General features: G+C 36.2%; 11 protein-coding genes. 8 read left to right on the top strand and 3 right to left on the bottom strand.

All coding sequences use genetic code 11. From position 1 onward, the window contains the following. The first annotated feature begins 116 nt into the window (after window positions 1-116). The 6 genes from TYM08_RS07500 (at window position 117) to TYM08_RS07525 (ending at window position 6179) form a co-directional block, all read left to right on the top strand. Window positions 117-743 carry a bactofilin family protein gene (locus TYM08_RS07500; protein ID WP_422382351.1) on the top strand — a complete coding sequence of 209 codons (627 nt, stop codon included), beginning with the start codon at window positions 117-119 and terminating at the stop codon, window positions 741-743. A 92-nt stretch (window positions 744-835) separates the two neighbouring features. After that, a complete protein-coding gene (locus tag TYM08_RS07505) occupies window positions 836-2074 on the top strand; it encodes a hypothetical protein (protein ID WP_422382352.1) in 1239 nt (412 codons plus the stop codon). A 29-nt stretch (window positions 2075-2103) separates the two neighbouring features. Then, the gene (locus TYM08_RS07510) at window positions 2104-3519 is read left to right on the top strand and encodes a MotA/TolQ/ExbB proton channel family protein (RefSeq protein ID WP_422382353.1); all 1416 of its coding nucleotides are present in this window, start codon (window positions 2104-2106) and stop codon (window positions 3517-3519) included. Continuing rightward, the gene (locus TYM08_RS07515; RefSeq protein WP_422382354.1) at window positions 3516-4211 is read left to right on the top strand and encodes an OmpA family protein; all 696 of its coding nucleotides are present in this window, start codon (window positions 3516-3518) and stop codon (window positions 4209-4211) included. The genes TYM08_RS07510 and TYM08_RS07515 overlap by 4 nt, the downstream gene beginning before the upstream one ends. Before the next feature lie 10 nt (window positions 4212-4221). Continuing rightward, entirely contained in the window at window positions 4222-5676 is a 1455-nt protein-coding gene (locus tag TYM08_RS07520) for a hypothetical protein (protein WP_422382355.1), read from the top strand. Window positions 5677-5759: 83 nt separating this feature from the next. Next, entirely contained in the window at window positions 5760-6179 is a 420-nt protein-coding gene (locus tag TYM08_RS07525) for a DUF3127 domain-containing protein (RefSeq protein ID WP_422382356.1), read from the top strand. A gap of 74 nt (window positions 6180-6253) precedes the next feature. Here the strand turns inward: TYM08_RS07525 and TYM08_RS07530 are convergent, their stop codons facing one another. After that, the gene (locus TYM08_RS07530; protein ID WP_422382357.1) at window positions 6254-6901 is read right to left on the bottom strand and encodes a hypothetical protein; all 648 of its coding nucleotides are present in this window, start codon (window positions 6899-6901) and stop codon (window positions 6254-6256) included. 143 nt (window positions 6902-7044) lie between these two features. Further along, window positions 7045-7974 (bottom strand): sodium-dependent bicarbonate transport family permease, encoded by a 930-nt coding sequence (locus tag TYM08_RS07535; RefSeq protein WP_422382358.1) that lies wholly within the window; start codon window positions 7972-7974, stop codon window positions 7045-7047. A 135-nt stretch (window positions 7975-8109) separates the two neighbouring features. Between TYM08_RS07535 and TYM08_RS07540 the strand changes: the two genes are divergently transcribed. After that, on the top strand, window positions 8110-9042 hold the full coding sequence (locus tag TYM08_RS07540) for a LysR family transcriptional regulator (RefSeq protein WP_422382359.1): 933 nt from the start codon (window positions 8110-8112) through the stop codon (window positions 9040-9042). 180 nt (window positions 9043-9222) lie between these two features. Then, window positions 9223-12894: a PKD domain-containing protein gene (locus TYM08_RS07545; protein ID WP_422382360.1), complete on the top strand. Its 3672-nt coding sequence runs from the start codon at window positions 9223-9225 to the stop codon at window positions 12892-12894. 101 nt (window positions 12895-12995) lie between these two features. Here the strand turns inward: TYM08_RS07545 and uvrA are convergent, their stop codons facing one another. After that, window positions 12996-15830: an excinuclease ABC subunit UvrA gene (gene uvrA / locus TYM08_RS07550; protein ID WP_422382361.1), complete on the bottom strand. Its 2835-nt coding sequence runs from the start codon at window positions 15828-15830 to the stop codon at window positions 12996-12998. Window positions 15831-15834: the final 4 nt, after the last annotated feature.

Below are 15834 nucleotides of genomic sequence, written 5' to 3' on the forward strand. Positions count from 1 at the left end.
TGATTTTTTTTCTTATCGCATTTTGGTTTTATTTTTACTACTATCAGCGATGGAGGTGCGTCGTGACAGACAGGGAATCACAAATTTTATTCACTAACTGTATTTAAGAGGCACCTATGTCAGAGAACAAATCATCAGCCAATTCTTTTTTATCTGGCTTAAAAGAAGAATCCAGCGCATCAACATCCAGTTCATTCACTAAGCCCGTTTCAGACACACCAGCTCAAGCTCGTTCTACAATCGGTAAAGGCATCAGTTTTCGCGGTGAATTAATCGGCACTGAGGATCTTCATATAGAAGGTAAAGTAGAAGGTACGGTTATTATGGCTGGGCAAAACCTTTCAATTGGAAAAGAAGGCGAACTTAATGCAAACATTCACGTGCAAAATATTTGTATTCACGGCAATTTAACCGGTGATGTGTTAGCAGAAGAATTGATTGAAATTAAAGAATCAGCGATAGTAAAAGGCAATCTAATTGCTCCTCGTATTCAATTAGAAGACGGTGGTAAGTTCCGTGGTTCTATGGATATGATTGATTCAGAAGAAGAAAAACGCCAACGCAACGAAGAATTCAAAGCGAAATTAGTGCACCCTCACTTACCTCAAGAAGAACGCTTAGCACCGGGTAAAGTTGATGCAAAACCATCGGTGACTCAATCAAATAACCAACCTGAAAAGAAACACGATTCTAATAAATCCGATAAACATGATAATAAAGATCCGCTAGCTAAAAAGAATTAATTTAATTTAAATTAATTTATATTTTGTTGTAAAACCTAGCCTTTGGTTTTACAACAAGCTTAATTCGCAGATTTTTACTTTGTTGCAATTCAATGGATAAACATTATTCGTCAAGTTTAGCTACGGTACTTACTCAATTAGTACCAACAGGCGGTGCTGTGCTCGATTTAGGCTCAATGAGCTCAGGAACCACCGAGGCGTTTTTACAAAAAAAGTGTCGATGCTATGTCGAAGACTTACTTGATTATTTAGATGACATTCATAAAACAAATGCTGAGCCCATCGCAGCATTAAACGCGCATTTGTTACCTAAAGATGCCTCCCAGAAATTTAATGTGATTTTATGCTGGGATTTATTGAATTTTTTAAGTTTAGAAACAATTTCCAGTTTATTTGAAACCCTTAAGCCGCATTTGCAACCAGGTACGTTACTTCATTTTATAAAATATTCTGGCAGTAAAATTCCAGCCTATCCAAAAAGATTCAGATTATTGCAAGATTTTACTTTTGAATTATATGGAACCGCAAATGACCAATCGTTAATTAGCTTTCCCCATTCAACAATTAAGCTTTTAAAACACTTGGATTTATTTTCTATTCGCAATACCTCAATGAATCAACAGGGTATGCAAAAAGATATGGTTGAATATTTGTTAGAGTTTTCTGAGAACGGATCAAGACCCTCTGCGCATGGTATTAAGCAAAGCGGATTGGTCTCGTACTTTCAAAGCACACAAGCTCAAAATGTCTGTGAATTTCATGCATTAAATTCATTGTTAGATTCAGTGGAAGATAAATCCATTACAACGATTTTGGATTTAGGAAAAAACACAAATAGAAGTTTGGAATATTTAGACAACCATTGTCAAAAATTATTGGTTGAAGATGTCTATTCCTCTATGACATGGCAGCGAAAACTTAAAGGCAATAACGATGATGTGATCAGTGATGGTTTGTTAACATTACCTAATGCTACTTCTTTAGATTTAGTGTTGATTTGGGATTTATTTAGTTATTGTTCACCAAAGCAATTTGAGCGATTAGCGCAAATAATCGCCAATAAAATGCAGGCCGGTGCATTACTTCATCTTGTGATGCATCGAAATAAAATGATTCCTGAAAACCCGGCCACTTTTGAAGTGATGTTAAATAAGCAGGTAAATATCAGTGGTAATTTACAATGCAAAAATAAAAATGAATTTATTACCATAACGGGATTAATGAAATTGTTGCCACAATTTAAAATCAAAACACATAACACAATTCGCTTGAACGATGATATTGCTTATCAAGAATTGTTGTTGCAATTTACGCCTAATAGAACTTTTTAATTATGATGTTTGAACAAATGATTTTTGGAATGAATGTTATCACTTTTTTATTTTTATGCTTGATGCTGATGATTTTTATGTCAGGTGTACTGCTGTCTTGGTTTAATAAAAAAAATACATTTGGCGATTTTATTCAATATATTCCAAGCGCATTAACATCAATTGGTATTTTGGGGACATTCACAGGCATTGTAATTGGACTTAGATCTTTTAATTTAGATCAAATTGATTTGAGTATTGCATCGTTACTAGAAGGTTTAAAAACCGCATTTATAACCTCTATATTTGGTATTTTACTTTCAATTGTATTCAGGATGATTGGTTATGTTTTACCTAAGCCCGATAGCGCTTATCAGCCTGCTTCGCAAAAAACCATTGATGATTTATATCATGTATTAGAAAAATCTCTTGTTTTTCAACAAACCAATCAAACTATGATTAATCAGCAAAATGAAAAACAACACACTTTTTTACAAGAATTTAATCAAGATTTTTCAGAGAAATTTACCCATGCTATCGTCACTAAGTTAAATGATTTAGTGGGTAGTTTTAATGAAAATCTCACGGTTCAATTTGGTGATAATTTACAGCAGTTTTCAGCCAGTTTTAAACAGGTAGAAACAGTGTTTGTAAATGCGAAAGCGCAAATTGAAAAACAACAACAGGTATTAGATTTACATCAAAAAAAGTGGGAAACCGCTCAAACTCATTTCGACACATTTGAATCTGTCATTGAATCAGTTAACTTAGGCATAAATAAGTTAGCGCAAACCTATGAAACGTTAACGCCAATGTACGACAATCAAATGAATCAATTTAAAATCATCCAATCAGACAGTGAAAAATTCAGTGCAACTCTTACAAAGTTAGATAGTGTGTTGCCTGATATGGGTGATAAAATCTCCAGTTTGGAAAAATGTTTATCACTACTTTCAACAGATTTGACGCAAAATTTATTAAAGTACCAAAAAGATTTCCAAGTGCAAACCATACAACAAAGTGAATTATTTGAGGCAAATATTAAACAATGGACAGGCTCTGTAGAAAAAACACAGCGTGATTTTGTAATAGCTAATGATGCGCTAGAAGGATTTATTGAACATACTCAAAATATAAAAAGTACCTCGTTTGAAAAAATAGCCAATTTAAATATTGAACAATTTGAAAAAAACCTAGAGCAAAATTCGATATTGCAGCAACAGTTGCATGAGAAAATAAGCGAAGGGCTTAATCAATCGTTAGAGCAACAATTGCATATGGCAAATGGGTTTAGCGCAAAACAGCATGATAAAATTGAAGAGCTATTACAACGTGAATTAGATGCAGTATTTAGTCAAATGGGAGACGCATTAGGTGAAATCAGTGGACAGTTTACACGAGATTATCAATTGTTGATTCAGCAAATGCAGCAGGTATTGAATAAAAATCAGGCTTTATTAAAATGAGCCTGTTGCCTCAGGTCAAAACGCAACCAGAAGATTCTCATTGGCTTAGCTTGTCGGATTTAATGGCAGGACTAATGATGGTGTTTTTATTGATTTCTGTTTTGATGATGCGTTCGGTAATGCTTGAGCGCGAAAAAATTAAAACCATTGCGGTTTCATATCATGAAACTCAATTAGCAATATATCAAGCGTTGATTGATGAATTTGAATACGATCTTAATCGGTTTGGTGTGAATATTGATCAGCAATCTTTAACAGTAGTATTTACTCGCGATGATGCGATGTTTGAAACCGGAAAAGATATAATTAGCGATGATTATAAAATGATCCTTGCTGAATTTTTTCCAAGATACTTAAGTGTAATTTTACACTTTAAAGATTCAATTGAAGAAGTACGTTTAGAAGGGCATACAAATTCTCAATGGGCAGGTTCATTAAATGAAAACGACGCGTATTTTAAAAATCTGGAGTTGTCTCAAGATCGAACGCGATCGGTTTTGAGTTTTTTGTATTCACTAGAGCAAACCATGGTGCAGCAAAATTGGATCAAATCCCATTTAGCAGCGGTGGGGTATTCCTCATCCAAAGCGATCATAAACGATAATGTAGAGGACAGGTTGCAATCCAAGCGAGTCGTGTTTCGAATTATCAGTGATTCGCAATTAAAAATTAGAAGTATATTAGAACAATGAGACATTCATTATGACAAATAGTAAAAAGCGTTTTGGCTTATCAAGTTTAACTGCAAGATTTAAAAAGAAATCAATTTCTACTCAGGTGGAAGAGGATTTTTTAGATCAGTCTTTAGATGCGAATCAAAAAGCGCAATTTCAGTCATTACCAGAAGAAGACAAAGAAACATTAGATGAAGCTCAACTAGCGCATTTAAAATCGTTACCAGAAGAAAATGAAATTGAAAAACTAGATGCTACCAATATGGCAGCATTAAATGCGTTACCTGAAGACGGCGAGCTTGAAAAACTCGAGTCCGCTCAAATGGCTCAGTTTGAACAATTGGATGAAAATAAAAACCAACAAATGCTTTCTGATTTAAACGATGATAATCAAGAGTCAATTGAAATAAAAAACGAAGTAGATCAACTAACTGATATTTCTAAAACGGAAAAAGCCATAAAAAAAACGGTTGAAGTTTCTAAAAAAGAATCAGCACCTAAAAAATATAATGATTCAAAAGATAAAAAAATAGAAAACAATACAGGAAACAATACAGGAAACAAGGAACAAACTCAGCGAAATTTTGAACATTCATTACAGCAAGGTTTGTCTGTTCAATTAAAAAACCTACAATTTAATGGCAAAACTTGGTCCTATCGTAAAATTCCAGTGTTTGTATTTCTTTTTGAAAATTCAGAAAACACACAATTAAAGCAGCCCGTTAAAAATGTTGCCCATATTACAACCTGTGCTGATGAATTAGAAAATTTAGATTTATGGGTTTGGGTGTCTTCTAATATCGAACGATGTAATGAGCATTCAAACCAAGCGCCAATAGAGGTGTGTTCATATTGTTTATCCTCTGTGGATTTCAATGGATTTTCATTGTTGGATGATGCTCGAAAATTTGAACTGATTCAAAATTTTGAATTTAAACGATTTGTGGCTCGTTTTAGTGAATTTTATTATGCACATGGCTTGGTTAAAAAATGGAGTGAAAACCTAGCGATTGATTCGGTCCAAACCGAAACAGGCCTTGAAACCTGTGATAATTGCCAATGGACACCTAAAAACAAAGACTATTTATTTGGAAAAACAACCTTTGATGCTGATGTGACATTGTGCGTGTGTTGTATTACTGAATTACCTAAATTAAATGTAATCGTGCCTAATAATATATCCGTTGCGGCCAAACAAGCACGCTATGAACAACAGGGTGGATCTGTTCAATCTTGGGATGAGGTGCGTGTTCACTTACCTGTTAAGTGGCATCAATTAAGCTTTCATTTGCAAGTGGCCGATATGCCATTTCCAGAATTGTATCAAAAAATTAAAAGTCACTCTCAAACTGAAATCACTACCGTTATGTCTTGGCCTCAAGCCAATCGACATGTAATTGATGATGAATTATTGAATAATGAATTTGATGAAGAGCTAACAGTTTGGGGCTATCAACAGGTGCTAAGTGATGTGAAGCCTTAAAACTAATTGTTGTTAAGATTCTTTGGCTACAAAAAAAATTACTCAATGTTATAATCATTTATTTTTCACATGAGAACTCACAAATGTCAGCAAGTTTAGAAATAACCGGTGAAATTCACTCGATGGGCGAGACCACGCAATACGGACAAAATGGATTTACAAAGCGTGAATTTGTCATAAAAGTAACAGGAGAGGGTGTAAACCCAGACTACCCAAACTACGTTGCACTTGAATTAATTAAAGATAAATGTGCACTGTTAGATCAATATTCAGTGGGCACTGAAATTAAAGCGCACTTTAATTTGTCTGGTCGTTTATGGCAGCCAGCAGGTAAACCTGAAAAATGTTTCACAAGCTTGCAAGCTTGGAAAATTGAATCAATAGGGGCGGCACAACCATTCACACAACCATTAGCACAAGCAGCGACTGCACCGCAAGCTGCAACAACCTTTGACAATTTTGATCAAACAAACTCTGCATTTGATGATGATATTCCGTTTTAATTAATTCAATTCCGTTAAAAAACACTGACATTTATAAAAACCTTAATGTCAGTGCTCCTCTTAAATTACTTCCTTTATAAACTTAATCCAATCGAGACAATTGGTGGTCTAACCATTAATTCATTTGTGGATGCATTGTTGATTACAGGTAAACGTATTTCGTAAATTACATTTTCTACTTTATGTCCGAAGGTTAAACTGTATCCAAGGGAAAACCTGCGCTCTTCATCACTTGAGCCAAATCCAATGTCAGGTATTTGTGCGTAATGTGAAAATACGGAAGCATAACTATTTTTATTTGAAATAATAAATCCCAAATTGGCAGAGGAGGCAAAGGATAAATTAATACCCGCATCAAAAGCCATATCAAAATTGTCATTACTTAAAAATTGAAGTTTTAAATCTGCTCCAATTGAGGGTAATAATGGGGCGATTGGCGGCGTGTCTTCTGAGTTAATGCCAAATATTACCGGTACATTTAAATGATAACCAAAATCCAATTTTTGGTTGATGCCATGTCGAGCATTATATTGTAGGACACTAAAAACGATCATTTCGGATGTGTTTTCATCAAATACCGGTGTAGCACTTAACCCAATCACAGATTCTTTTTCGCCAACAGGGGTAATGGAAGCGCCTTGCATTTGTTGCATCGAGCCACAAGCAGTTACAACAGCGCCAAAAATAGTTAATAAAAAGAGGTTGAGCTTTGAAATATTCATCAGGACTTTCCACTAAGTTTAAAATTTGATCATAACAAACCGTACTTTAAAAATCATTCTGAATGCTAATAGCTTGGTGCTAGTTATCTTTTTATAACTTTAAAAAATAGAGGTCTGCTCAATGCAAATCTCTTGATTTAGATTTAATGGGTTAATAAAAGGGCGACTTTACTATACAGCTCAATTCCCCAAATCACGTTAAAACTGAACGTGATCGCAAGTGAGGCAAATAATGCTTGTGCCACATTAGCTTTAGGGTGCGCTTGTTCAAATACTGCTGGCACTGCTATATATGATGCACTGGCACCAAGTACTGCTAATAATGTGGCACCGCCATGGCTTAGGCCAATCATCCAAGCTACAGCTAAACCTACAGCGGCCCCCAGTAATGGCATGCCAATCCCAAAGCTAATAATGAATACTTTGTTTGAACCAATGTCTGCTATTTTGCTTCCTGCTAATGCGCCCATGTGTACTAAATATAAAGCCAACATAACACCAAACATCGGTTTTAAATTTTCTACCAATGGCTTGGAAAACTCGCCGTACAATCCACCAATTATCATGCCTATAATAATCAGTGCCAAACTTTTATGAGCAAAAATTGTTTTTAAATCAAGTTTGTTTTGTTTATTTCCTAATAAATATAACCCCAGCACAATGGCGGGCAGTTCAAGTAATGCCACAAATAAATTAAGAGTTAATTCATAGGAAATATTGTGTAATTCTAAAAAACTCACTGCAACAGCAAAGGTGCCCACGCTGACCGAGCCGTAATGTGAAGCCAATGTTATGGTATCTAATTTATTTAGCTTGGAGCCTACTTTTATAATAAGCAGCGCAATGAGTGTAATTATTAATCCCATAACAATAATCAAACCGCTTTGACCAATTAACGAAAAATTAGCATTAGAGGTAATGGCTTGGCCGCCTTTTAAGCCAATTGTAATTAATAATATATAGGTTATTAATTGATAGGCGGCATCGGGCAAACGTAAATCAACTGAACATCGTTGGGCGATGAGTGCGGTGATAAAAAAGGCGGCAAGAATATCTGGAAGAAATTGAGACATAATATGTACTGCTATGTAATGAATGATTTGGCTATAGTATGATTTTTATAAGTATAATAAAAATACATATTTTTAATTAAAACTATAGATATTTGTCTATATACTAAGGTTCGGATTTTTATTTGGAATAAGACTATGAGAACGCCAACATTAAGACAGTTACAGATTTTTATGGCATTGGCAGATGAAAAAAATATTTCAAAAGTGGCGCAATCCTTACATATTTCTCAGCCATCAGTGTCGATTCAATTAAAAAATTTAACGGATTTAATAGGGTTGCCATTATATAACATAAATGCACGAAACATTGATTTAACTGATGCTGGTAAATCCGTTTTAAAAAATGCTCATGAAATGTTCTTTTCATTAAATAAACTGAAAATTGAAATAGAAGATTTAAAAGGCATTAAGTCCGGTACTTTAAAATTAGCTGTTGTTTCCACGGCAAAATATTTTTTACCTATATTGCTGGGTGAATTTTGTAAGCGTTATCCGTTAATTGATGTGCAACTAAAAATTGGCAATCGTCAGCAAATTATAGAACGCTTTAATCAAAATAAAGACGACTTCTATGTATTTAGTCAGTGTCCTGAATCTGAAAATTTAATTGCTGAGCCTTTTGTTGATAACCCATTAATTGTAGTGGCACCAGTAGGGCATGCATTAACCAAGAAAAAATCCATTACATTAAAACAACTCAGTCAATTCCCATTTTTAATGCGAGAGCAAGGATCCGGCACCAAACGAAGCATTGATGACTTTTGCAAACAGCATCAATTGGTTTTGAAAACGAAAATGACCATAGAAAGTAACGAAGCGATTAAGCATTGCGTGTCCGCTCATTTAGGATTGGCGATTTTAAGCAGTCATACATTAGATTATATGGAAGACACTAGCTTAGTGCGATTAAAAGTGGCGCATTTTCCTATTAAATCTCAATGGTATTTGGTGCGAACAAAAAATCGTGGCCAAACCGTATTAGCAGAATTATTCCATGATTATTTACAACAAGAAGGGTTGTCTACTTTAAAAGAAGTGGCGGTTAATCGAAATCGATCGACGTTCTGAGGCTTTTTAATATTTGATTAATCAATTCATTAACAATTGGTGAACACAGGTAACTCTTTTAATTACACATCAAGAGTTAATTGTGAGGTTGCTCACAACTTTTTTGATCAAAAGATATTCAAAACGCACATTAAGTTAATATGCGTTTTTTTTAAATCTTTCCGATTAGGAGATCCGCAAATGTTAAAGAAAATATGTTTATTGTCGAGTATAGCATTACTTGGAGCGTGCGACATAATTGATAACACCCCTGATGATACAAACATTGAACCCGTCGCATTAATTAATATAGACACTCAAATATATCTTGTAGATGATTTTGTAGGCTTAAACGGTTCAGCATCTTTTGATGAGGACGGTACGATTCAGTCCTTTAGTTGGAAAGTAGACAACCAATTAGTATCAACTAGCAATTATCATAAACATCAATTTTCTGAGGCAAAAAAATACTCCATTGAACTCACTGTAACGGATAATGATGGTGCAAAAAATACAGCCTCTCAAATGATTACAATAGAGCAATTACCAAAAATCGTAACGTCGCAATATGATTCAATGGTTATGCTTGGATCGGTTGCTGTAATCAACGCAAATCTTTCAACGGATAATGGCTCAATTCAGTCCTATATATGGACATATAATGGTGATGTTATTTCCAATGATTCACGTTTAGAGTTCACTCCCTCAGCACTGGGCGAGTTTACTGTGAGTTTAGAATTGATTGATAATTTGGGGCTATCCAGCACTCAACATTTTATCATTACTGCAACAGCTGATAATTTACCCCCTGTTGCTGAATTAACCTCATCGGTTGAAACCGCATTAATTGATACAGATATTTTATTTGATGCAAGTGGGTCCACAGATAATGAAGACGGAACAAACTTAACATTTGCTTGGAAAGTCGATGGAAATTTAATTTCCCAAACACAGTCTCAAGTGCAATTAAAATTTATGGCAGCAGGCAAACATACTGTTGAAGTGAGTGTGACTGATTCTTCAAATCAAACACGCATCGCTGCAAAAAGCGTCACGATTACCGATCCTCAAAACATGGCTCCAACAGTAATATTAAACACTGATAGTGTGATTCCTGAAATTGGCGATTATGTGAATTTTGTGGCCAGTGCGAATGATGTAGATGTCGGTGACACATTGACTTATCAATGGTTTGTAAATGATGTGGATGTGAATGTTGATTTAAATACGTTTAGTTATCAGCTAAATAATTATGATGCAGTTAATGTAAAAGTGGTAGTGACTGATAATCATAATGCCCGTGCAGAAGGTGCGTTAATGATAAGTGTGCCAGAAGTAACCGATCCAACTTGGGTGGTCAGTGCACCAAATACTGCTGTTGTGAATGAGTCGGTAAGTGTCGTGGTTACATCAGTTGAAAATATTGAATCCTTTGAAACATTAAATTATCAATGGCGCGTAAATAATCAACTGGTTACTGAGTCCAGTAATACATTAACTATGTCGTTTGAATCAATTGGTGAGAAAAATATTTCCGTTTTGATTTCTAATTCAAACAGTCTTTCTAATACAGTTAATCATACAATTAATGTGACAAGTACCTTTGTTAATTCAAATCCAAATGCGGTTATCGTTGCGCCAACCCAAGTGAATCAAAATACCCAAGTATTATTTGATGGATCTGGCTCAAGTGATCACGATGCTAATGACAGTATTGCTTCATACAAATGGTGGATTGATGGAAATTTGATTATCACAGAATTTAACTCTCAGTTGAGTCATACTTTTGTTGAAGCAGGTGAACACAAAGTTAAATTAGAAGTTACGGACACTCATGGTGCGGTAGATGATGTCGTTCATACTATTAATATTTTGCCCGTTGAAGATCCAGTAGCACCGGTTGCTGTTATGAAATTATCAAACGAAGATATTTCAGCAAAAATGACAGTGACACTTGATGGTTCAACTTCAACGGATATGAATAACGATATTGTAAAATATCAATGGTATGCCGATGATATGTTAATTGGTGAGCAAGCAATATTAGATTACCGTTTTGAATCACAAGGCGATGTTGTAATTAAATTAGTCGTGACAGATTCACAAAATTTATCTCATTTTGTGACAAAAGAGATTAATGTAACTGTTGAAGTAAACGTGCCACCTATAGCTGTAATTACTTTAAATGGGCAGGTGGTAACGGGTGAAATATATGTGACACCTGGTGAGGAATTAATATTTGATTTAGATGCGTCTTTTGATCCAAATACTAACGGCGGAATTGGAGATAAATATTGGAGTTTTGGTAATAATGCGTTTATTCGAAACAATACGTTTACTCAAAGTTTTACTGAAGGTACTCACAGTTTAACCTTAACCGTCTTTGATTATACAGGCTCACAAGGTGCCACGACTTTATCGATTGTGGCGGCCTATGAAAATGAATTACCTGAAATTGTGTTAACAGGTTTGGCAAATAAATATGACATCAACAAAGAAATTGTTGTGGCTGATGCGTCTAATTCTAATGATCCAGATGGGGCAAATTCTAGTTTAGTTTATCAATGGTATTACAATAATATGCTCATCAGCAGTGATCCCATGTTGATGTTTAACTTCAGCGTCGAAGGTACTTATGATTTTGAATTAACAGTGATTGACGTTAGAGGTGCGCAGGTGATGCAAAGCATTTCGGTAGAGGCACAAGATATTCCAGAAACCGCACCTGTGGCTGTCATCAATGTATCAGCACAAACAGGCTTTGCGCCATTTACAACACAGTTTGATGCATTAAATTCTACTGATGTGAATGGTAACAATACTATTGTCAGTTATGCATGGTCAGTAAATGGTGAACAAATCAGCACCCAAAGTGCGTTGGAATATACCTTCGAAGAGGTGGGGGATTATGAATTAGCATTAGTGGTCACCGATGCAACTAATATGAGTTCGCAAACGGAATTTACAACAATCACAGCTGAAATGTTAGATCCAAACCACCCAGAAGTGTTTACATTATTAGAAGACACAGGGTTAATGAGTATATACAAAATTAATAACTGTGGAGTGAGCGAGCAACCTATTGAAAATAGCGGAGCAATCTTAGTTGATCAAAACGGTACCAGTGTGACACAACCAGGATGGAATCATATTACTGCTTCCAACTCGCGCTTTGCAGATATTACAGCGAATAATTACAACATGTATACCAATGTCAGTTCGCCTTCTACAGGGTGTGCATCAGCATTAACCAATGCCAACATATTAGTAAAACGTTATTCTGATTGGCATAACCAGCACGCAAACGGTTTAGATTATTCTGTATTAAACAACATACAATTTGGAGACATCCATTCATTTGTTATAGACCTATACATTAGTTCACAAAATACAGAATACCTAACGCCACAACAATTAATGGATATTTATGGTCCTGACTCAAGTATTGCATTTCCATTAACTCAAGCAGAAGTACAGGATATGGATGTAGGACATTTAAATGTTGCATTTGAAATTGCAAAAGGTGATGGGCCAGGTGCAAAAGTAGCATTAGCAAATTTAAGTATTGATCCAAAATACATGGATCAATGGATCCGCATTGAAATGCCATATGAAAATATGTGGTTATTTGAAAAAGATCAAAACTACATTCCTGTAGATCGAACAGCGGCGCAATTAGCGAATGAATCCGTTGATGAAGTAAAAATGGTAGCAGAAACGCAAAGTACCGATGTGTATCGTAACTATCGTCAAAATGAAATTCATGCAGCAGAAGGGATAACAGCAAATGATGATATGCCTAATACATACCCTAAAAATTATAAAATAATTGATTTGAAAATTAAGCGAATGGAAATTATTTTGAAGCCGTAGTTGTAGTAAGATTATGTTGTAGTAAGATTATTTTGAATTTTAAACAAAAAAGCCGATATCTATTTAACCAGATATCGGCTTTTTTGTTTTAGCTAAAATTTTTACCCAATCATTTGTTTTAAAAATCCACCGGTAATACTTTTTTTATTATTGGCAACTTCTTGTACGGTGCCGGTTGCAATAATTTGTCCGCCTTTTGATCCGCCTTCGGGTCCTAAATCAATCACCCAGTCGGATGTTTTGATGACATCTAAATTATGTTCAATCACTACTATGGTGTTGCCGTGATCACGTAAACGATGTAATACATTTAATAGCATTTGAATGTCTGCAAAGTGCAAACCTGTGGTGGGTTCATCCAAAATATATAACGTATTGCCTGTGTCGCGTTTAGATAATTCTTTGGCTAGTTTTACTCGTTGTGCTTCACCGCCTGATAATGTGGTGGCACTTTGGCCGATGCCTATATAACCCAAGCCTACATCCATCAAGGTTATTAATTTTCTTGAAAGTTGTGGGATGTGGGTGAAAAATTCACAGGCGTCCTCGACAGTCATACTTAATACTTCGTGGATGTTTTTGCCTTTGTATGTGACTTCTAAGGTTTCGCGGTTGTAACGTTTGCCTGTACAGGTGTCGCAGGGTACGTAAATGTCGGCTAAGAAATGCATTTCTACTTTAATTAAACCGTCGCCTTGGCAGGCTTCACAGCGACCGCCTTTTACGTTAAAGCTGAATCGACCTGCTTTATAACCGCGAGCACGAGATTCTTCAGTACCTGCAAATAAATCACGAATACCTGTAAATAAACCAGTGTAAGTCGCGGCGTTTGATCTTGGTGTGCGGCCAATAGGGGATTGGTCTATGTCGACGACTTTGTCGAAATGCTCGAATCCGCTTACTTTTTTGTGAGGTTTAGCGTCTAACGTCGTCGCTCGATTTAATACGGTTGCGGCTAATGGATATAATGTTCCATTTATAAGTGTCGACTTTCCTGATCCTGATACACCGGTCACACTTGTAAATAATCCCACTGGAATTTCAAGGTTTACATTTTGTAAGTTGTTTCCTGATGCGCCAGTAATTTTTAATACTTTTTCAGGATTAAATGGGGTGATTTTATCAGGGCCTTTAATGACACGTTTGCCTGATAAATATTGTCCTGTTATTGAGTTAGGGTTTTTAATCACTTGTTTGGGTGTCCCAGAGGCAATGATGTTGCCGCCATGTACACCCGCGCCAGGTCCAATGTCTAAAACGTAATCCGCTTGGCGAATGGCGTCTTCGTCATGCTCAACCACAATCACTGTATTACCTAAATCACGTAAGTGAAATAACGTTTGAAGTAAGCGCTCGTTATCGCGTTGATGTAGGCCAATGGAGGGTTCATCTAATATGTACATGACACCTACTAAACCTGCGCCAATTTGGCTGGCTAAACGTATGCGTTGAGTTTCGCCACCAGACAACGTATCTGCTGAGCGATCAAGAGATAAATATTCAAGCCCGACATTCACTAAAAAAGACAAACGCTGACGAATTTCTTTTAAGATTTTATCGGCAATTTGACCTTTAGCGCCTTTGAGTTTTAATTTACCAAAGTATTCATTAGCTTCACCAATCGGAAGGCTGGTTGTATCGGATATGGTTTTATTGTCAATGAATACATTGCGCGCGCTTTCTTTTAAACGACTGCCGTTACAATCTGGGCAATGTTGTTCTGCTAAATATTTGGTTAAGTCGTCACGTACTGATTGAGAATCGGTTTCGCGATATCGACGTTCCATATTAGGCACCACGCCTTCAAACGGATGGTTTCGCTTGTACTCGTCGCCACGGCTATTGATATAAGAAAATGCAATCTCTTGATCGCCTGATCCGTGAATTAAAGCGTTATAGAATTTTTTAGGTTGTTTCTTAAGGGGTTTGTCAATGTCCACTTTAAAGAAATCAGCAAGGCCTTCAACTTGTGAAAAGTAATACGCGCTTCTTCGATCCCATCCTGAAATAGCGCCTTCGGCCATGCTTAAATTATCGTCAACAATGATGCGTTTTAAATCAAAATATTGTTTAACACCTAAACCGTCACAGGTTGGGCAAGCACCTGCTGGGTTGTTAAACGAAAACATACGAGGTTCTAACTCTGCTATGGCGTATCCACAAACAGGGCACGAGAATTTGCTTGAGAATAAAAGCTCTTCGCCGGTTTCGCCTTCCATCGGCATCACAATCGCTAAGCCATCTGACAATTCTATGCAGGTTTCAAAAGATTCTGATAAACGTTGTTTTATATCACTGCGCACTTTGAAACGGTCGACGACCACTTCAATGCTGTGTTTTTTACGTTTGTCTAATTTGGGTAAATCATCAATGTCACAAACCGTTCCGTCAACACGCACTCGAACAAAACCATCGCGTTGTAAATTGGCAAACACATGAACATGCTCGCCTTTTCTATCGCGAATTAAAGGCGCAACCAACATCACTTTACTGCCTTCGGGTAATTCTAAAACTTGGTCAACCATCTGTGAAATGGTTTGAGCTTGAAGATGCTCGCCATGTTCAGGACACTTTGGATCACCGGTGCGAGCAAATAATAAGCGCAGGTAATCGTATATTTCAGTGGTGGTGCCTACGGTTGAGCGAGGATTGTGGCTTGTGGTTTTTTGTTCAATTGAGATTGCAGGAGACAGGCCTTCAATATGATCAACTTCTGGTTTTTCCATCATTGATAAAAATTGACGAGCATAGGTAGAAAGGGACTCAACATAACGACGCTGACCTTCAGCGTATAACGTATCAAACGCTAATGACGATTTACCCGAACCCGACAAACCCGTAATAACGGTTAATTTGTCACGGGGAATTTCAACGTTTACGTTTTTAAGGTTATGGGTGCGTGCGCCTTGCACAATGATATTTTTTAAACCGCTCATGGAT

Source organism: Marinicellulosiphila megalodicopiae, from assembly GCF_045862395.1.
In the GTDB taxonomy this organism is placed as follows: domain Bacteria; phylum Pseudomonadota; class Gammaproteobacteria; order Pseudomonadales; family Natronospirillaceae; genus Marinicellulosiphila; species Marinicellulosiphila megalodicopiae.

What these genes read in the sequence shown, in the direction of transcription:
- TYM08_RS07520 (WP_422382355.1), top strand. Translation starts at nt 4,222, where the DNA reads ATGACAAATAGTAAAAAGCGTTTTGGCTTATCAAGTTTAACTGCAAGA.
- TYM08_RS07510 (WP_422382353.1), top strand. Translation starts at nt 2,104, where the DNA reads ATGAATGTTATCACTTTTTTATTTTTATGCTTGATGCTGATGATTTTT.
- TYM08_RS07525 (WP_422382356.1), top strand. Translation starts at nt 5,760, where the DNA reads ATGTCAGCAAGTTTAGAAATAACCGGTGAAATTCACTCGATGGGCGAG.
- TYM08_RS07505 (WP_422382352.1), top strand. Translation starts at nt 836, where the DNA reads ATGGATAAACATTATTCGTCAAGTTTAGCTACGGTACTTACTCAATTA.
- TYM08_RS07540 (WP_422382359.1), top strand. Translation starts at nt 8,110, where the DNA reads ATGAGAACGCCAACATTAAGACAGTTACAGATTTTTATGGCATTGGCA.
- uvrA (WP_422382361.1), bottom strand. Translation starts at nt 15,830, where the DNA reads ATGAGCGGTTTAAAAAATATCATTGTGCAAGGCGCACGCACCCATAAC.
- TYM08_RS07535 (WP_422382358.1), bottom strand. Translation starts at nt 7,974, where the DNA reads ATGTCTCAATTTCTTCCAGATATTCTTGCCGCCTTTTTTATCACCGCA.
- TYM08_RS07545 (WP_422382360.1), top strand. Translation starts at nt 9,223, where the DNA reads ATGTTAAAGAAAATATGTTTATTGTCGAGTATAGCATTACTTGGAGCG.
- TYM08_RS07530 (WP_422382357.1), bottom strand. Translation starts at nt 6,901, where the DNA reads ATGAATATTTCAAAGCTCAACCTCTTTTTATTAACTATTTTTGGCGCT.
- TYM08_RS07500 (WP_422382351.1), top strand. Translation starts at nt 117, where the DNA reads ATGTCAGAGAACAAATCATCAGCCAATTCTTTTTTATCTGGCTTAAAA.
- TYM08_RS07515 (WP_422382354.1), top strand. Translation starts at nt 3,516, where the DNA reads ATGAGCCTGTTGCCTCAGGTCAAAACGCAACCAGAAGATTCTCATTGG.